Here is a 14075-nt window from a genome sequence, read left to right as displayed (position 1 = left end):
TATTATGACACAGTTTTTAGTGCCTGGAAAAAGTATTTCAGGGTTTTTACCCAGAAGACTTGAACCACTCCTGTTGATCTTGGCTGCTGGCCTTGCGGCGTTGCAGTGATCAGCGAAGCCTTGCAGTATACATCGAATTTTGAAGATCAATCAAGATGATCTGAAAAACCTCGCTATTTTGCGAAGCCTCAGCATGGCTGGTGGCTCTGTGGCGCCGAATACACAAGACCACCGTCACCGGAGAATCGACTCCAAGTCGACAGCGGGGATGGCTGATGCTTCTGTGCCTTGCACAGGCAAAGCCACCCGTCTGGCTCCATTGAACCGTGTCTGCCAATAGGCTTGTCGCATGTCTTCGACCCGAACGTGTGAGCCCTTACGAGGAGAATGAATGAACTTGCCATCACCAACATAAATTCCGACATGGCTGAAGGCGCGCTTCATGGTGTTGAAGAACACCAAGTCACCGGGCTTGAGGTCGCTGCGGTCAATTTGCTCTGCCGCGGCCGCCTGCTCTTCGGCGCGGCGAGGCAACACCTTTCCAACCGATTGCTCGAACACTGCGCGAACAAAACCACTGCAATCGAAGCCTGCCTCCGCCGTGCTGCCCCCGAACTTGTAAGGGACACCCAGAAAACCCATGGCATTCAGAACAAGCTCCGACGCACGTTCGCCGACCGATTCGCGGGTTTGCTGCAGATGATCTCCGAGTCGACCGATCAAGCCTTTGTTAGCGAGAAGATTCTCCATACTACCGGTGGAAGGCATCGCGTGGACGACCATGCAACTGCTGAGCAAAAGTGCGGATATACAGAGCTTCATGCCTCGAACAGTAACGCTCCGAAGTCTGCAAGTCAAGCCATGTATACGCTGCAAGATATTGATTTTGTTCGAAAATTCCATGCTCAAAGGGCAATGACACAAGGTACAAGCACTGGCCCAGCACACTACCTGGCGGCTGAGGCGCAACACCTCATATGGCTACGCCACCTACCCGCATGGGTTATCGGCAGTGCCGCCAACAGTCAACATTTACCGGGCAAGATGTACCGTGGTGAACTCGCGTTCTGATAGACAGGACCTTGTGTGCACAGGATCAGCAAGATTTTTGGGCAATCATTGATGAGCTTTTGGCAGACATCACCCACGGCCATGGTGGCCAGGGTTTTGCTCGCAGGGGAGTTTGATGAACTGATGCACGACGGCCGGGCTTCTCAAGCTGAAATCCATTTTGAGTTACCCGGGGCGTTTGGTGAAGCCTTTGGATGTACAAAGATTCACAGGGAAGCTGAAGCACCGAGACACCACACATCGCAGCCATATCCCATGCGTGTACGACTCCTGTGCCGCAGAGATGGCTTCTTGTGCGGGTCCTCAGCGCACACGCTGCACGTTGAGCACCGTGACCGCACCGGCCTGATTGCCCCAACTCTGGCGAATGAAACTGGCCACAGCAGCGATTTCCAAGTCGGTCAGCAGGGTTCGGTAAGGTGGCATGCCATAGGGCTGGGGGTTGCCGGCGGTGGCGGGTGCAAAACCGCCGCTCAAAATGGCCTGCACGGGGTTGACGTGTGAGGCCTGGGTGACGGCGCGGTTGCCCGCCAGCGCTGGGTAAGCGAAGGCTGCGCCTTGGCCGTTGGAGCCATGACAATCCACACAATGCCGCTGGTACACCTGTTCGCCCAGCGCAAGCTGTGCCGCACTGGCGCGGGGCGCGGGTACGGCAACGGGTTCTCTAGGTGGCAAGGATTGCAGGTAAACGGCCATGGCGTGCAGGTCGTCATCGCTCAGGTGCTGGGTGCTCTGAAACACGACATCGGCCATAGGCCCCATGACCGAGACACCGCCATCGACACCGTGCAGCACGCCCGTTTTGAGCAATTCAACCACTTGCTGCGCGCTCCATTGGGCCACGCCCGCCTCACTGCGTGCTTGCAGTGAAGGCGCGTACCAACCTTGCGCAGGCATGAGGCCACCGCTGAGTGCGCTGGCTTGGCGGATACCGCCGAGCGCATCGCGCGGCGAGTGGCAAGCCGCGCAATGGCCGAGGCCACGCACCAAGTAGGCACCCTGGTTCCAGTCGGCGGGGCGTGTGGGGTCGGGCTTGAAGCTGGCAGGTTCAAAGTACAGTTCGCGCCAGACCGCCAGTGCAGCCTGGGTGTTGTAGGGAAAGCGCAGACCATGGGGCTGGTTGGGCTGAGCCACCGGTGGCAGGCTTTGCAAAAAGGCGTACAGCGCGTCGCTGTCTTCGCGGCTGATGAGGGTGAAGTTTTCGTAGGGGAACACGGGGTTGAGCAGGCGACCGTCGCGCGATTGGCCATGGTGCATGGCGCGCCAGAAGGCGTCGGCGCTCCAGGCGCCCAGGCCGTGCGTCGGGTCGGGCGTGAGGTTGCCGGCGTACACAGGGCCAAATGGCGTGTGGATGGCATGGCCTCCGGCATAGGGTGCACCGCCGCGCGCGGTGTGGCAAGCTGCGCAGTTGCCCACCCGTGCCAAGTAGGCGCCACGCTCAACCTGCTCAGCAGACGCGGTGGCAGGCGCGCTCGCCAGGGGTGGCAAGGGGTCCACGTTCAGCTGACGCACTAGCAGGGCCACCACGGCCAGAGACAGTACAACGGCAGTCACCGGCACCACCCACAACAACCGCCGGACCACCGGCGAGGACGAAACAGACATGAACAACCAGACTTAAAACAGGAAAGCTGACAGGCCGTGGCGGGTCATGGGGCCATTTAAAACAAACATGATCGGTTTCATTGGGCCGCCTGCGGCGCAGAACCACAGCGCAAGGGCAAGGAGCGACCAGCGGGCGGTGCGGGGTGGGTGTTGGCGGGCAGCGCTTGTGCCGCCAGCCAGTGGGACACGGCACTGACGTCGGCAGCCGTCATGGTTTGTGCAATCTGGGCCATGCAGTCGGGCGCATGGGCATGGCGCAGCCCCGTTTGCCAGGCGCCCAACTGGCCGATCAGGTAGTCGCGCGGCAAACCCAGAAGGCCAGGGATGGCGGGCTGCACGCCGGTGAGCGCCGGACCGTGGCAGGCCACACAGGCGGGGATGTTGCGCTGAGCATCGCCGTGCTGGGCCAGTGCCTGTCCACGCGCCAGCTCAGCGGGCGCTGCCGTGCTGGCCTGGGGTGGTGGGTAAGGCAAGTCAAGACCCGAAAAATACGCGGCGATGTCGTGCAGGTAGGCGTCTGACAGCGGGTCAAGCAGCGCCGTCATGCCGGCGTTTTGGCGGCGGCCTTCGCGAAAGTGCAGCAACTGGTGGTAGAGGTAACCGGCAGGCTTGCCCGCAATGCGCGGGAAGTAGCCACTGTGGGTGGCGCGCCCTTCTTTACCGTGGCACACGGTGCAGGCCTGCATGCGCTGAGCTATGGTGTCGGGCACGGTGTGGGCAGCGGCAGCGGGCCCGGCAGCTTGCACCGCCCCAGCGCACCACACAGCCGCCAGCACCAGCAAAACGGCGCGTGCGCGGGATTGAAAAATAGAAGATCGGGTCATAAACACCGCTTGAAAATACCATAGCAACGCACGACCGATACACTGAGGGGTACCAGAACCCCCAGCACCGCCGATGAACCTGAACGCACCTCCGCCCGACGCAACCCGCTGCCCCCTGTGCGGCGGCGACAACCGCTGTGCCATGGAAATCGAACGCGCCACCGGCCTGAAGCAAGGTCCGTGCTGGTGCGTGTCGCAAACCTTCAGTGCCGAGCTGCTGGCCCGCCTACCCGCCGACGCGCAGGGCAAGGCCTGTATCTGCGCCAACTGCCTGAGCACCTTCAACACCCAGGACACACCATGATGGGCTGGCTTGATCGTTTCCCACGGGTGTGGTTGGTGGTGATTGCGCTGTACTTGGGGGTGGCACCCATCGTGCCCGAGCCTCACCTGGTAGAGAAACTGCGGATGCTCAGCCAGGGCATGCTGGTGAAGCCGATCGACATGTTTGATCTGCTGCTGCACAGCGCACCGCTGGTGTTGCTGGCTGTACGGTTGTGGCGGGACGCACAGCGGCGCCAATCTGGGCACTGAAGGCCTGGTCTGGCGGCAGACCTGAAGGCAACCCAACCAGATTGCCTATGATCGACCATCGGGATATTCGCGCATCCCTTGGAACACCATGGCAAACCCACCCGACCACTCCATCGCCACCCTCAAGGCACGCTACGGCGAGCGCTACCGCTGGCTGCTGCTGCTTTCGGTCATGGTCGGCACCATGGCATCCATCATGTCGTCGACCATCATCAACGTGGCGATTCCCGACATGAGCCAGCACTTCACCATTGGTCAAGCCAGGGCACAGTGGGTCACCTCGGGTTTCATGGCGGCCATGACGGTGTCCATGCTCACCACCCCGTGGCTGCTGTCGCGCTACGGCTACCGCCGAACCTATTCGGGCTGCATGTGGCTGCTGCTGCTGGGCGGGGTGGCCGGCGGCTTTGCCAACGACTTTGCGCTGGTGCTCGCGGCCCGCGTGGCCGAAGGCCTGGCTGCGGGGGTGGTACAACCCATCCCCGCCATCATCATCCTGCGCGCTTTTGAACCACACGAACAGGGCCGTGCCAGCGGCATTTTTGGCATGGGCGTGGTGCTGGCCCCCGCCCTGGGACCCAGCATGGGAGGCCTGCTGGTGGACGGCTTTGGCTGGCGCTCCATCTTTTTCATGGTGGTTCCGTTTTGCATCGCATCGCTCTGGATGGCGCAGCGCTTTGTACCGGGCCTATCGGTGGCCGGGTCGCCCCAAAATAGGACTCCGACTTCCCATCCCAGCAGCGAAGCCGCCGGCACTGCCCTGGACTGGCGTGGTCTGCTGCTGGCCACGGCAGGCACGCTGTGCCTGCTCAACGGCCTGGTCGAACTGCAAACCGGCACCGCCGCCAGCGCCGCCACCTTGCTGGGCAGCGCGGCGTTGATCCTGGTGGCTTTTGTGGTGCTGCAGCGGCGCACGCTGAAGGCCCGCCAGCGCCACCCCGACCAGGGTGTGGACCCGCTCATGAACCTCTCGCTGTTTGCCGACCGGCGTTTTGCCATGGGCAGCATCGTGGCGTTTATTTACGGCATTGCGCTGTTTGGCTCCACCTACCTGCTGCCGGTCTACATGCAGATGGGGCTGGGCCTATCGCCCTCGTATGTGGGCACCATCTTGCTGCCAGCGGGTGTGGTGCTGGCCATCACCATTGCCGTGGTGGGCCGCCTGGCCGACCGGCAACCCACCCATGTGCTGGTGAGCATCGGCCTGGTGCTGCTGGCGGTGTCGTTTGCCCTGATGTTCACCATCGACCTGCGCCGTCCCACCCAGATCGTGCCCTTGCTGGTGGTGTGGGCCGTGCTGGGTCGCATCGGGCTGGGCTTCATCTTGCCCTCGCTCAACATCGGTGCCATGCGCGGTCTCGGCCATGCCCACATTCCTCAGGGCGCCAGCGTGATCAATTTTCTGCGCATGCTCGGCGGTGCCGCCGGGGTGAGCCTGTGCGGCATCGTGCTGGAATGGCGCGTGGCCGCCCACGGCTTCCGGCTGGACACCGCCAGCCCCAGCCCCGAGCGCCTGGCCGCATTTGACGAAACCTTCTTCATGCTGGCCGCGGTGTGCGCCGTCGCGCTGATCGCGGCCCTGAAACTGAAATCGGCGGCACCTGCGCAAGGTTCAAAATAGCACCATGTGCCAACTGCTCGGCCTCAACTGCGCCACCCCCACCGACGCCTCTTTCAGCTTCACCGGCTTTTGCCAGCGCGGTGGCGCCACAGACCACCATGCCGACGGCTGGGGCATCGCGTTTTTTGAAGGCCGCGGCCTGCGCCTGTTTGTGGACCACGAATGCGCGGCTGAATCGCGCATGGCCGAGTTCCTGCGCAGCTACCCGCTCAAAAGCCGCAACATCATTGCCCACGTTCGCAAAGCCACGGTGGGCGCAGTGGCGCTGGAAAACGCCCACCCCTTCACCCGCGAACTCTGGGGGCGTCACTGGGTGTTTGCCCACAACGGCGATCTGAAGGACTACCAGCCCCGGCTGCACAGCCAGTTTCACCCCGTGGGCAGCACCGACAGCGAGCGGGCATTTTGCTGGCTGATGCAAGAGCTGGCCAAGTCGCACGCCGGGTTGCCCAGCATCGAAGAGATGACACTCACCCTGCGCGAACTCGTGCCCCAGGTGCGCCGCTTTGGCACCTTCAATTTCTTGCTCTCCAATGGCGACGCGCTGTGGGCGCACTGCAGCACCAAGTTGCACTACTTGGTGCGCCAGCACCCGTTTGCGCAGGCCACGCTGATGGACCAGGACTGGACGGTGAACTTCGCCGACCTCAACCAGCCCGGCGACCGCGCTGCCGTGATCGTCACCACCCCCCTCACCCGCAACGAACACTGGAGCGCCTTTGAGCCCAACGAGCTCAAGGTCTTCGTGGACGGGCTGCCGCTGACCACAGAGGGGCACGGCATATGAGCGCCTGGCTGCTGCTGGGCCTGGCCATCGTGGCAGAAGTCATCGGCACCAGCGCACTCAAGGCCAGCGAAGGCTTTACCCGCATGGGGCCGTCGGTGGTGGTGGTGGCGGGTTATGCGATCGCGTTTTACTGCCTGTCGCTGGTGCTCAAGACACTGCCGGTGGGCATCACCTACGCGGTGTGGTCGGGCCTGGGCATCGTGCTCATCACCCTGGTCGCGTTTGTGCTCTACGGGCAGAAGATCGACTTGCCTGGACTTATTGGTATGGGCCTGATCATGGCCGGCGTGGTCGTGCTCAACGTGTTTTCAAAAACTGCTGCCCATTGAGCCCCTGGCGTTGGGACGCATCGTGATCAAAAACCTCACAGCACCTTGAACAATTTTTCGCGCAGCTCAGGCAGGCGCTTGGTGCCCATGCTGTGGTCGGACATGCTGGCCGCCCATGCGTGGTAGACCGTGCGCAACTGCTCGGTGGAGGTGGCATGAAAGATGTCGTGTATGAGCGAAATGCGCATGTTTTGACCAATGATCGAATTGACAGAATTAATCATGAAATTGCGCGCCATTTCATTCTCTTTGGCCGTGCGCATTTCAGCAGCGGGCAAGCCCGCCAACTCTTTGGCGCTGGGCGACGCAGCCAACGGAGCGGGAGCCGATGCCGGCAGGGCCGCCCCTGCTGACGCCTTGGCGCCCGTCTGCGTCTGCACGCAACCCTGGTCAAGCAGGGTTTGCAGAATCTGCTGGATATCGTCACCTCCAGACACAAAGGGCGCCAATTCCTGGCCGCTGCGCTTGCCATCGATCAGCACAAGAATACGCCTGACCATAGGGGCGAGCCCGAGACCGCGGGATTGAATTTCCTGCTGCCCAACAGGGGTTTTCGAGAAGATGACGGCGTTCAAGTCAAGCGTTTCAGGCATGGTCGGGCGGTGGATGGTTATGAACTATCGCTGCCCTTCTTGTACCTCATGCACCCGTCTGCGACAACCCGGGTATGCCATAACAAGATGGGGATATCCCGATTTTTGAATACCCAAAAGGCCCTGAGCGGTTGCTTCACGTGGTCGCATCGTGACCCGTACAACAGGACTTCTCGACACCAACAGGCAAGGGGATCCGGAGGATGGGATCAGAGGCCGGTCCGCTGTGAACCCCGACCACCACCGCTGGCGCGGCGCTCTTCGCGCAGCATGAAGAGGTACAAGCCCTCCACCTTTTCACGCGCCCACGGTGTTTTGCGCAAAAACCGCAGACTGGACCCCACGCTGGGGTCCACATTGAAACAGCGCACCGGAATGCGCTGACCCAGTTCTTCCCAGCCGTAGTGATCAGCCAGCGCGGTCACGATGGCTTCCAGCGTGAGGCCGTGCAGCGGGTTGCGTGCTTGGGGCTTGGGGGAGGCGGGTCCGTTTTCGGTGGGCGGATTAACGGGTTCGTCGCTCATACCAGCGCCTTCATGCCGGTTTCAAGCGCATCCACAAACAGGGCCGGCACATCAAACCCGGTCTGGTCGGTGATTTCCTGGAAGCACGTCGGGCTGGTCACGTTGATCTCGGTCACCTTGTTGCCGATCATGTCCAGCCCCACCAGCAGCAAGCCGCGCTGGGCCAAAGTAGGCGCAATGGCCTCGGCCACGGCGCGGTCGGCATCGCTCAGCGGCTGTGCCACGCCTTTGCCACCGGCGGCCAGGTTGCCGCGCACCTCGTTGCCCTGCGGAATGCGCGCCAGCACAAACGGTGCCACCTGGCCACCGATCAGCAGCAGGCGCTTGTCGCCCAGCGCAATCTCGGGCAGGTAGGCCTGCGCCATCACGCTCGTGGCGCCGCCCTGGTTCAGGGTTTCAATGATGGAGCCCAGGTTCATGCCGTCGGCGCTGACGCGGAAAATGCCGGTGCCACCCATGCCGTCGAGCGGTTTCAGAATGATGTCGCGGTGTTCGGCGTGGAAGGCTTTCAGCTCGTTGGCGTTGCGCGTCACCAAGGTGGGCGGCGCGAAGGCGGCGAATTCCATGAGCGCCAGTTTTTCAGGGTGGTCGCGCAGCGCACGCGGGCTGTTGAACACCCGAGCACCTTCGCGCTCAGCCTGTTCCAGCAGGTGGGTGGTGTAGAAAAACTCGCTGTCAAACGGCGGGTCTTTGCGCATCAGCACGGCGTCAAAGCTGTGCACCGGCTCCAGCGCCTCGCTGGTCACGGTGTACCAGTCGTCGGCATGGCCGGTGAGCTGCAGGTGACGCACCTGCGCGATCACCGGCTGGCCACTGCGCCAGCTCATGAAACGCGGCTCGGTGCTGGCCACGCGGTGGCCGCGCTGCTGCAGTTCACGCATCATGGAAAAGGTGGTGTCCTTGTAAATCTTGAAGGACTCGATGGGGTCGGCGACGAAAAGAATGTTCATGTTGCGTTCAGGAGGCATTGCGGGCAGCCCCGTACTGTTGCACAAACAGCGCCAGCGCGCCGGCGACCACGCCCCAGAAGGCGGATCCGATGCCGGCAACGACCACGCCGCTGAGCGTGACGAGGAAGGTGATGAGGGCGGCTTCGCGGTGGGCATCGTCGCGCAGCGCCGCGTGCAGGCCGCTGCCGATGCTGCCCAGCAGCGCCAGCCCGGCAATGGCCAGCACCAGTTCTTTGGGAAACGCCAGCAGCAGCCCGGTGACGGCCGCACCGAAGAGACCGATCACCACGTACAGGGCACCGCAAGCCACGGCGGCGGTGTAGCGCTTTTTGGGGTCGGGGTGGGCTTCAGGGCCCATGCAGATGGCCGCGGTGACGGCGCTGAGGTTGAGCGCAAAGGCACCAAACGGGGCCAGCACCAGCGTGGCCAGGCCGGTGAGGGTGATGATGCGCGAAATAGGCAGGGTGTAGCCCGCAGAGCGAGTGGCGGCCACACCCGGCAGGTTTTGCGAGGCCATGGTGACCACAAAGAGCGGCAGCGCCAGGCTCACCAGCGCAGCCAAGGTCAACTCGGGCATGGTGAACACCGGACGCGCCAGCGCAAACGACACCGTGCCGCCGTTGAACTGCCCGCGAGCCGCGACATAAGCCAACGCCACGGCCAGCGTGAGCGGCACCGCATAACGCGGCACCCAACGTCGGCCAACCAGGTAGGCCAGCAGCATCAGCACCACCAGCGGCAGCGCCGTTTGTGCGGCGGCAAAGGCTTGCAGGCCAAAGCGCGCCAGCACGCCCGCGAGCAAGGCCGAAGCCAGCGCCACCGGAATGCGGTTCATGGCGCGTTCAAACCAGCCCGTGGCACCCACCAGCACGATCAGCGCCGCACACGCCATGAACGCCCCCACCGCCTGCGCCATGGTGAAGCCCCCAGCCAGTCCGGCGGTCGCCAGCACGGCGGCACCTGGCGTGCTCCAGGCCACCATGACCGGTTGCTTGAGCACCAGCGAGGGAATGGCCGAACACAAGCCCATGCCCAGGCCGAGCGCCCACATCCAGGAGGTGATGAGTTCGGGCGTGGCGCCAAACGCCAGCGCTGCCTGGAAAACGATGGCGACCGAGCTGGTAAACCCCACCAGCACGGCCACAAAACCGGCCGTGGCGGCCGAGAGGTTCAGGTCACGAAAAAACTGCATCGCGCGATTGTGCCGCTGGAAACTGTCTACACCGAGAGCCAGCCCCTCAACGGCGCGCGTGCCCGAGAACCAGGATGCGGTGGAACCGGCTTTGCCGGGCCACTCGCATCGCCCCCTTTCAGGGGGTGACGCCGAAGGCGGCGCGGGGGTGGGCCTTATCTTCCGGCGCGGGGGTCACTCGTATATTTCGGCGTCCGGGTCGGTCGCTTCCAGCTCGTAGCTGGCGGCCAGCATGGCCAGGCGGCCGATCACGCCGTACATGTAAAAGCGGTTGGGCACACTGGCGCCGGGCTTCACGCCGGGCTGCGGCAACTGCGCGCTTTGCTCAAACGCCAGGGGCACAAAACGCGAACCGGGCGCGTTGAGGTTTTCATCCACGCCGCGCTCGGCATGCACGCGGTAAAACCCGCCCACCACGTAGCGGTCCATCATGTAGACCACCGGCTCGGCCACGGCCGCATTGATGCGCTCGTTGGTCAGCACGCCTTCCTGGATGATCACCTCGGTGACCGGCTGGCCGCCCTGGGCCGAGGCCATGCGCTCGCGCGCCTGCGGACTCAGTGCGTCGATGTCTTTCGCGTCGCGCAGCGTCATGATGCCCATGCCACCGGTGCCGTTGTCGGCCTTGACTACCACAAACGGCTTTTCGTTGATGCCGTATTCCTTGTACTTGCGGCGAATTTTCCCCAACAACGTGTCGGTGTTGCTGCGCAGGCATTCCAGGCCGTGCGCTTCGGCAAAGTTCACTTCGCCGCACTGGTTGAACAGGGGGTTGATGAGCCAGTGGTCCATGCCCAGCAGCTTGCCGAAGCGCTTGGAGACCTCTTCGTAGGCTTTGAAATGGTGGCTCTTGCGGCGCGTGCCCCAGCCGGCGTGCAGTGGTGGCAGCAGGTACTGCTCGTGCAGGTCTTCCAGAATGCCGGGCACGCCCGCGCTCAGATCGTTGTTGAGCAAGATGGTGCAGGGGTCGAAATGCTTCAGACCCAGGCGGCGCTTGCTGCGGATCAGCGGCTCCAGCGTGACCGATTCGCCACCGGGCAGCTCAATGGTGGTGGGTGCCTTGATGTCGTTGGACAGCGAACCCAGCCGCACATTCAAGCCCGCCTGGTAAAAAATGCGCTGCAGCTGGCGCAGGTTGCTCAGGTAGAAGATGTCGGTGGTGCTTTCGGGCACCAGCAACAGGTTCTTGGCCTCGGGGCAAATCTTCTCAATAGCGGCCATGGCGGCCTGCACCGCCAGCGGCATCATTTCGGGCGTGAGGTGGTTCCAGCCGGCGGGGTACAGGTTGGTGTCCACCGGCGCGAGCTTGAAACCGGCGTTGCGCACGTCCACCGAGCTGTAAAACGGCGGGGTGTGCTCCATCCACTCCAGCCGAAACCAGCGCTCGATCACCGGCGTGGACTCGAGGATGCGTTGTTCCAGTTCGTTGATGGGGCCGGTCAGGGCGGTGACGAGGTGCGGAACCATAGGGGCCTTTGCAGAAAAAGGGAGTCAATTGGCCCATTGTAGGGAGCGGCCATTGCAATCGAATGGCAAAAATGGGGGCAAATACCGGACCTGCAAGACCACGAGCCAGGTGCGCTGATCCACAGCTACCGCAAAACCGCCATGGCCGTGCCGCCCCATTGAAGGAGCCACACGCAGCGCAGCGGGGGGTCAGCCCCTGACCTCGCCCTCACCCAGCACCACGTACTTGAGCGAGGTCAGTCCCTCCACGCCCACCGGCCCACGGGCGTGAAACTTGTCGGTGGAAATGCCGATTTCAGCCCCCAGCCCGTACTCGAAACCATCCGCGAAGCGGGTGCTCGCATTCACCATGACGCTGGATGAATCGACCTCGCGCAAGAAGCGCTGCGCGTGCATGTGGTCGCGCGTGAGGATGGCTTCGGTGTGGTGGCTGCTGTAGCGGTTGATGTGGGCAATCGCTTCGTCCAGCCCCGCCACCACCTTGACGCTGATGACCGGCGCCAGGTATTCCTCGCTCCAGTCTTGTTCGGTGGCGTCTTTCAGTTGCGCGCCAGCCACCGTGTTCAACACAGCCCGAGCCTCGGAGCAGCAACGCATTTCCACGCCTTTGGCGGCGTAAACGGTGCCAATTTGCGGCAAAAATTCGGCCGCCACACCGCGCGCCACCAGCAAGCTCTCGGTGGCGTTGCTGTGGCTGTTTTTCTGGGTTTTGGCGTTGTCAGCCACCTTCACCGCCATGGCGATGTCGCAAGGGTCGTCCACATAGGTGTGGCAGTTGCCGTCCAGGTGCTTGATGACGGGCACCTTGGCCTCGGCGCTGATGCGCTCAATGAGCCCCTTGCCGCCGCGCGGAATGATCACGTCCACGTATTGCGGCATGGTGATGAGCTGGCCCACGGCGGCGCGGTCGGTGGTGGGCACCAGTTGCACCGCGTCGGTGGGCAAACCGGCATCCGCCAGCGCCTGCTGTACCAACGAGGCCAGGGCGCGGTTGGAGTCAATGGCCTCGGAGCCGCCGCGCAAAATGCAGGCGTTGCCGCTCTTGATGGACAGGCTGGCGGCCTCGATGGTCACGTTGGGCCGGCTCTCGTAGATCATGCCAAACACGCCAATGGGCACGCGCATCTGGCCCACGCGGATGCCGCTGGGCATTTGCTTCAGGCCCGAAATTTCACCCATGATGTCGGGCATGGCGGCCAGTTGCTCGCAGCCCTGGGCACAGGTCTCGATCACCTGGGGTGTGAGCTTCAGGCGGTCCACCATGGGTTCGGCCAGGCCGGCGGCGCGGGCGCGCTCCAGGTCTTTGGCGTTTTCCAGCTGCAACGGCGCCACGTTGGCGCGCAGCAATGCCGCAAGGCCGCGCAAGGCCTTGAGCTTGGTGGCGGCGCTGGCCTTGGCCATCAGGGCCGAAGCGGCTTTGGCCTGGCTGCCCAGGGTATTCATGAGTTCGGTGGTGTTGGTCGCGTTCATGACCAGGATTTTCGCACCGCAGCGGCAGGCCTGCGCACCACCGGATGGGGCTCGGTGCATACAGGGGTGTGTATATTTACACCAGCCCACGCAAGAAAACGCCACCCACCAACACACAACCCACCCAGGAACCGACCATGAAGACCGCCCTCGACCTCGTTGCTGCTGCCAAAGCCCGTGTGAGCGAAATCCCTGTGAGCGAGGCCGAAGCGGCCATTCGCGAGGCCGACGTGTTGCTCGATGTGCGCGAAGGTGACGAGTTTGCCAACGGCCACCTGCCTGGCGCCATACACGCCTCGCGCGGCATGCTCGAATTCAAGCTCAGCAGCACCCCCGCGCTCACCGCCCGCGACCTGAAGGTGGTGCTGTACTGCAAGACCAGCGGCCGCGCCGCCCTGGCCGCCGCCGCCATGCAAGACATGGGCTACCTCAACGTGAAGTCCATCGCCGGCGGGTTTGACGCCTGGGTAGCCGCCGGCAAGCCGGTGGTGAAGCCGGAGATGCCGTCGTTCGGCTGAGGACGATCAGAACGGGTAGTGGCGCGGTGTGGTCTGCACCGTGATCCAGCGCAGTTCGGTGAATTCGGCAATGCCGGCCTTGCCACCGAAGCGGCCGATGCCGCTGCCCTTCACGCCGCCAAACGGCATCTGGGCTTCGTCGTGCACGGTGGGGCCGTTCACATGGCAGATGCCGGAGTCGATCTTGCGTGCCACGTTGAAGGCGCGGGCGATGTCGCCACCGAACACGGCCGCTGACAGGCCGTATTCGTTGTCGTTGGCGCAGGCAATGGCTTCTTCCACGCCGTTCACGCGCACCACGCATTTCACCGGGCCAAAGGTTTCCTCGTGGTAGATGCGCATCGCCGGGGTCACATGGTCGAGCACGGTGGCGGGCATGAGCGTGGTGTCGGCCTTGCCGCCGCAGGCAAGCTTGGCACCTTTGGCCAGCGCGTCGTCGATGAGTTGATTGCAATGGTTGACCGTGCCCATGCCGATCACCGAGCCGAGCACCACCGGCTCGGGTTTGCGCGGGTCGCCCAGCGGCCGGTTTTTGGCCTTGTCGGCGAACTTCTTCACAAAGGCATCGGCGATCTTGCTGTCCACGATGA

The 14075-nt window shown here is 63.3% G+C and carries 16 protein-coding genes; 6 read left to right on the top strand and 10 right to left on the bottom strand.

Annotated features, from left to right (window positions below; all coding sequences use genetic code 11):
• Positions 1 to 234: 234 nt before the first annotated feature.
• From Q7J58_RS18035 to Q7J58_RS18025, 3 genes are all read right to left on the bottom strand, one after another.
• Positions 235 to 783 carry a C40 family peptidase gene (locus tag Q7J58_RS18035; protein ID WP_304830966.1) on the bottom strand — a complete coding sequence of 183 codons (549 nt, stop codon included), beginning with the start codon at positions 781 to 783 and terminating at the stop codon, positions 235 to 237.
• Positions 784 to 1374: 591 nt separating this feature from the next.
• A complete protein-coding gene (locus tag Q7J58_RS18030; protein WP_304830964.1) occupies positions 1375 to 2676 on the bottom strand; it encodes a cytochrome c in 1302 nt (433 codons plus the stop codon).
• Positions 2677 to 2753: 77 nt separating this feature from the next.
• On the bottom strand, positions 2754 to 3500 hold the full coding sequence (locus Q7J58_RS18025) for a c-type cytochrome (protein WP_304830962.1): 747 nt from the start codon (positions 3498 to 3500) through the stop codon (positions 2754 to 2756).
• 73 nt (positions 3501 to 3573) lie between these two features.
• Between Q7J58_RS18025 and Q7J58_RS18020 the strand changes: the two genes are divergently transcribed.
• The 5 genes from Q7J58_RS18020 to Q7J58_RS18000 all read left to right on the top strand — a co-directional run bounded on the left by Q7J58_RS18020 (position 3574) and on the right by Q7J58_RS18000 (position 6771).
• A complete protein-coding gene (locus Q7J58_RS18020; RefSeq protein WP_304830960.1) occupies positions 3574 to 3804 on the top strand; it encodes a cysteine-rich CWC family protein in 231 nt (76 codons plus the stop codon).
• Complete coding sequence (locus Q7J58_RS18015; protein WP_304830959.1) at positions 3801 to 4034, top strand: hypothetical protein; 234 nt, start codon at positions 3801 to 3803, stop codon at positions 4032 to 4034. Before Q7J58_RS18020 ends, Q7J58_RS18015 begins: the two co-directional genes overlap by 4 nt.
• 88 nt (positions 4035 to 4122) lie before the next feature.
• The gene (locus Q7J58_RS18010; protein WP_304830957.1) at positions 4123 to 5655 is read left to right on the top strand and encodes an MFS transporter; all 1533 of its coding nucleotides are present in this window, start codon (positions 4123 to 4125) and stop codon (positions 5653 to 5655) included.
• A gap of 4 nt (positions 5656 to 5659) precedes the next feature.
• Complete coding sequence (locus tag Q7J58_RS18005; RefSeq protein WP_304830954.1) at positions 5660 to 6442, top strand: class II glutamine amidotransferase; 783 nt, start codon at positions 5660 to 5662, stop codon at positions 6440 to 6442.
• Positions 6439 to 6771, top strand: a complete 333-nt coding sequence (locus Q7J58_RS18000) for an SMR family transporter (RefSeq protein ID WP_304830952.1) — start codon at positions 6439 to 6441, stop codon at positions 6769 to 6771. Before Q7J58_RS18005 ends, Q7J58_RS18000 begins: the two co-directional genes overlap by 4 nt.
• A gap of 35 nt (positions 6772 to 6806) precedes the next feature.
• Here the strand turns inward: Q7J58_RS18000 and Q7J58_RS17995 are convergent, their stop codons facing one another.
• The 6 genes from Q7J58_RS17995 to Q7J58_RS17970 form a co-directional block, all read right to left on the bottom strand.
• The gene (locus Q7J58_RS17995; protein ID WP_304830950.1) at positions 6807 to 7364 is read right to left on the bottom strand and encodes a hypothetical protein; all 558 of its coding nucleotides are present in this window, start codon (positions 7362 to 7364) and stop codon (positions 6807 to 6809) included.
• 209 nt (positions 7365 to 7573) lie between these two features.
• Positions 7574 to 7888: a VF530 family protein gene (locus Q7J58_RS17990; protein WP_304830948.1), complete on the bottom strand. Its 315-nt coding sequence runs from the start codon at positions 7886 to 7888 to the stop codon at positions 7574 to 7576.
• Positions 7885 to 8838, bottom strand: coding sequence for a glutathione synthase (gene gshB, locus Q7J58_RS17985; RefSeq protein WP_304830947.1), 954 nt, complete (start codon positions 8836 to 8838; stop codon positions 7885 to 7887). Before gshB ends, Q7J58_RS17990 begins: the two co-directional genes overlap by 4 nt.
• A 7-nt stretch (positions 8839 to 8845) precedes the next feature.
• Positions 8846 to 10030 carry a benzoate/H(+) symporter BenE family transporter gene (locus Q7J58_RS17980; RefSeq protein ID WP_304830946.1) on the bottom strand — a complete coding sequence of 395 codons (1185 nt, stop codon included), beginning with the start codon at positions 10028 to 10030 and terminating at the stop codon, positions 8846 to 8848.
• A 174-nt stretch (positions 10031 to 10204) separates the two neighbouring features.
• Positions 10205 to 11497 (bottom strand): glutamate--cysteine ligase, encoded by a 1293-nt coding sequence (gene gshA, locus Q7J58_RS17975; RefSeq protein WP_304830945.1) that lies wholly within the window; start codon positions 11495 to 11497, stop codon positions 10205 to 10207.
• 189 nt (positions 11498 to 11686) lie between these two features.
• Positions 11687 to 12967 carry a glutamate-5-semialdehyde dehydrogenase gene (locus Q7J58_RS17970; protein ID WP_304830943.1) on the bottom strand — a complete coding sequence of 427 codons (1281 nt, stop codon included), beginning with the start codon at positions 12965 to 12967 and terminating at the stop codon, positions 11687 to 11689.
• Between the two features lie 137 nt (positions 12968 to 13104).
• Between Q7J58_RS17970 and Q7J58_RS17965 the strand changes: the two genes are divergently transcribed.
• The gene (locus tag Q7J58_RS17965; RefSeq protein WP_304830941.1) at positions 13105 to 13485 is read left to right on the top strand and encodes a rhodanese-like domain-containing protein; all 381 of its coding nucleotides are present in this window, start codon (positions 13105 to 13107) and stop codon (positions 13483 to 13485) included.
• 6 nt (positions 13486 to 13491) lie between these two features.
• Here Q7J58_RS17965 and Q7J58_RS17960 read toward each other — a convergent pair.
• Positions 13492 to 14075: aldehyde dehydrogenase family protein (locus Q7J58_RS17960; protein ID WP_304830939.1), on the bottom strand; the 584-nt coding region annotated here is incomplete at its 5' end.

The sequence above is a fragment of the Hydrogenophaga sp. genome (genome assembly GCF_030656115.1).
Lineage (GTDB): Bacteria > Pseudomonadota > Gammaproteobacteria > Burkholderiales > Burkholderiaceae_C > Hydrogenophaga.
This window is presented reverse-complemented; position numbering and strand designations above follow the sequence as displayed.

Coding starts and splice junctions, on each gene's coding strand:
- Q7J58_RS18035 (WP_304830966.1), bottom strand. CDS start 783: ATGGTCGTCCACGCGATGCCTTCCACCGGTAGTATGGAGAATCTTCTC.
- Q7J58_RS18030 (WP_304830964.1), bottom strand. CDS start 2,676: ATGTCTGTTTCGTCCTCGCCGGTGGTCCGGCGGTTGTTGTGGGTGGTG.
- Q7J58_RS18025 (WP_304830962.1), bottom strand. CDS start 3,500: ATGACCCGATCTTCTATTTTTCAATCCCGCGCACGCGCCGTTTTGCTG.
- Q7J58_RS18020 (WP_304830960.1), top strand. CDS start 3,574: ATGAACCTGAACGCACCTCCGCCCGACGCAACCCGCTGCCCCCTGTGC.
- Q7J58_RS18015 (WP_304830959.1), top strand. CDS start 3,801: ATGATGGGCTGGCTTGATCGTTTCCCACGGGTGTGGTTGGTGGTGATT.
- Q7J58_RS18010 (WP_304830957.1), top strand. CDS start 4,123: ATGGCAAACCCACCCGACCACTCCATCGCCACCCTCAAGGCACGCTAC.
- Q7J58_RS18005 (WP_304830954.1), top strand. CDS start 5,660: ATGTGCCAACTGCTCGGCCTCAACTGCGCCACCCCCACCGACGCCTCT.
- Q7J58_RS18000 (WP_304830952.1), top strand. CDS start 6,439: ATGAGCGCCTGGCTGCTGCTGGGCCTGGCCATCGTGGCAGAAGTCATC.
- Q7J58_RS17995 (WP_304830950.1), bottom strand. CDS start 7,364: ATGCCTGAAACGCTTGACTTGAACGCCGTCATCTTCTCGAAAACCCCT.
- Q7J58_RS17990 (WP_304830948.1), bottom strand. CDS start 7,888: ATGAGCGACGAACCCGTTAATCCGCCCACCGAAAACGGACCCGCCTCC.
- gshB (WP_304830947.1), bottom strand. CDS start 8,838: ATGAACATTCTTTTCGTCGCCGACCCCATCGAGTCCTTCAAGATTTAC.
- Q7J58_RS17980 (WP_304830946.1), bottom strand. CDS start 10,030: ATGCAGTTTTTTCGTGACCTGAACCTCTCGGCCGCCACGGCCGGTTTT.
- gshA (WP_304830945.1), bottom strand. CDS start 11,497: ATGGTTCCGCACCTCGTCACCGCCCTGACCGGCCCCATCAACGAACTG.
- Q7J58_RS17970 (WP_304830943.1), bottom strand. CDS start 12,967: ATGAACGCGACCAACACCACCGAACTCATGAATACCCTGGGCAGCCAG.
- Q7J58_RS17965 (WP_304830941.1), top strand. CDS start 13,105: ATGAAGACCGCCCTCGACCTCGTTGCTGCTGCCAAAGCCCGTGTGAGC.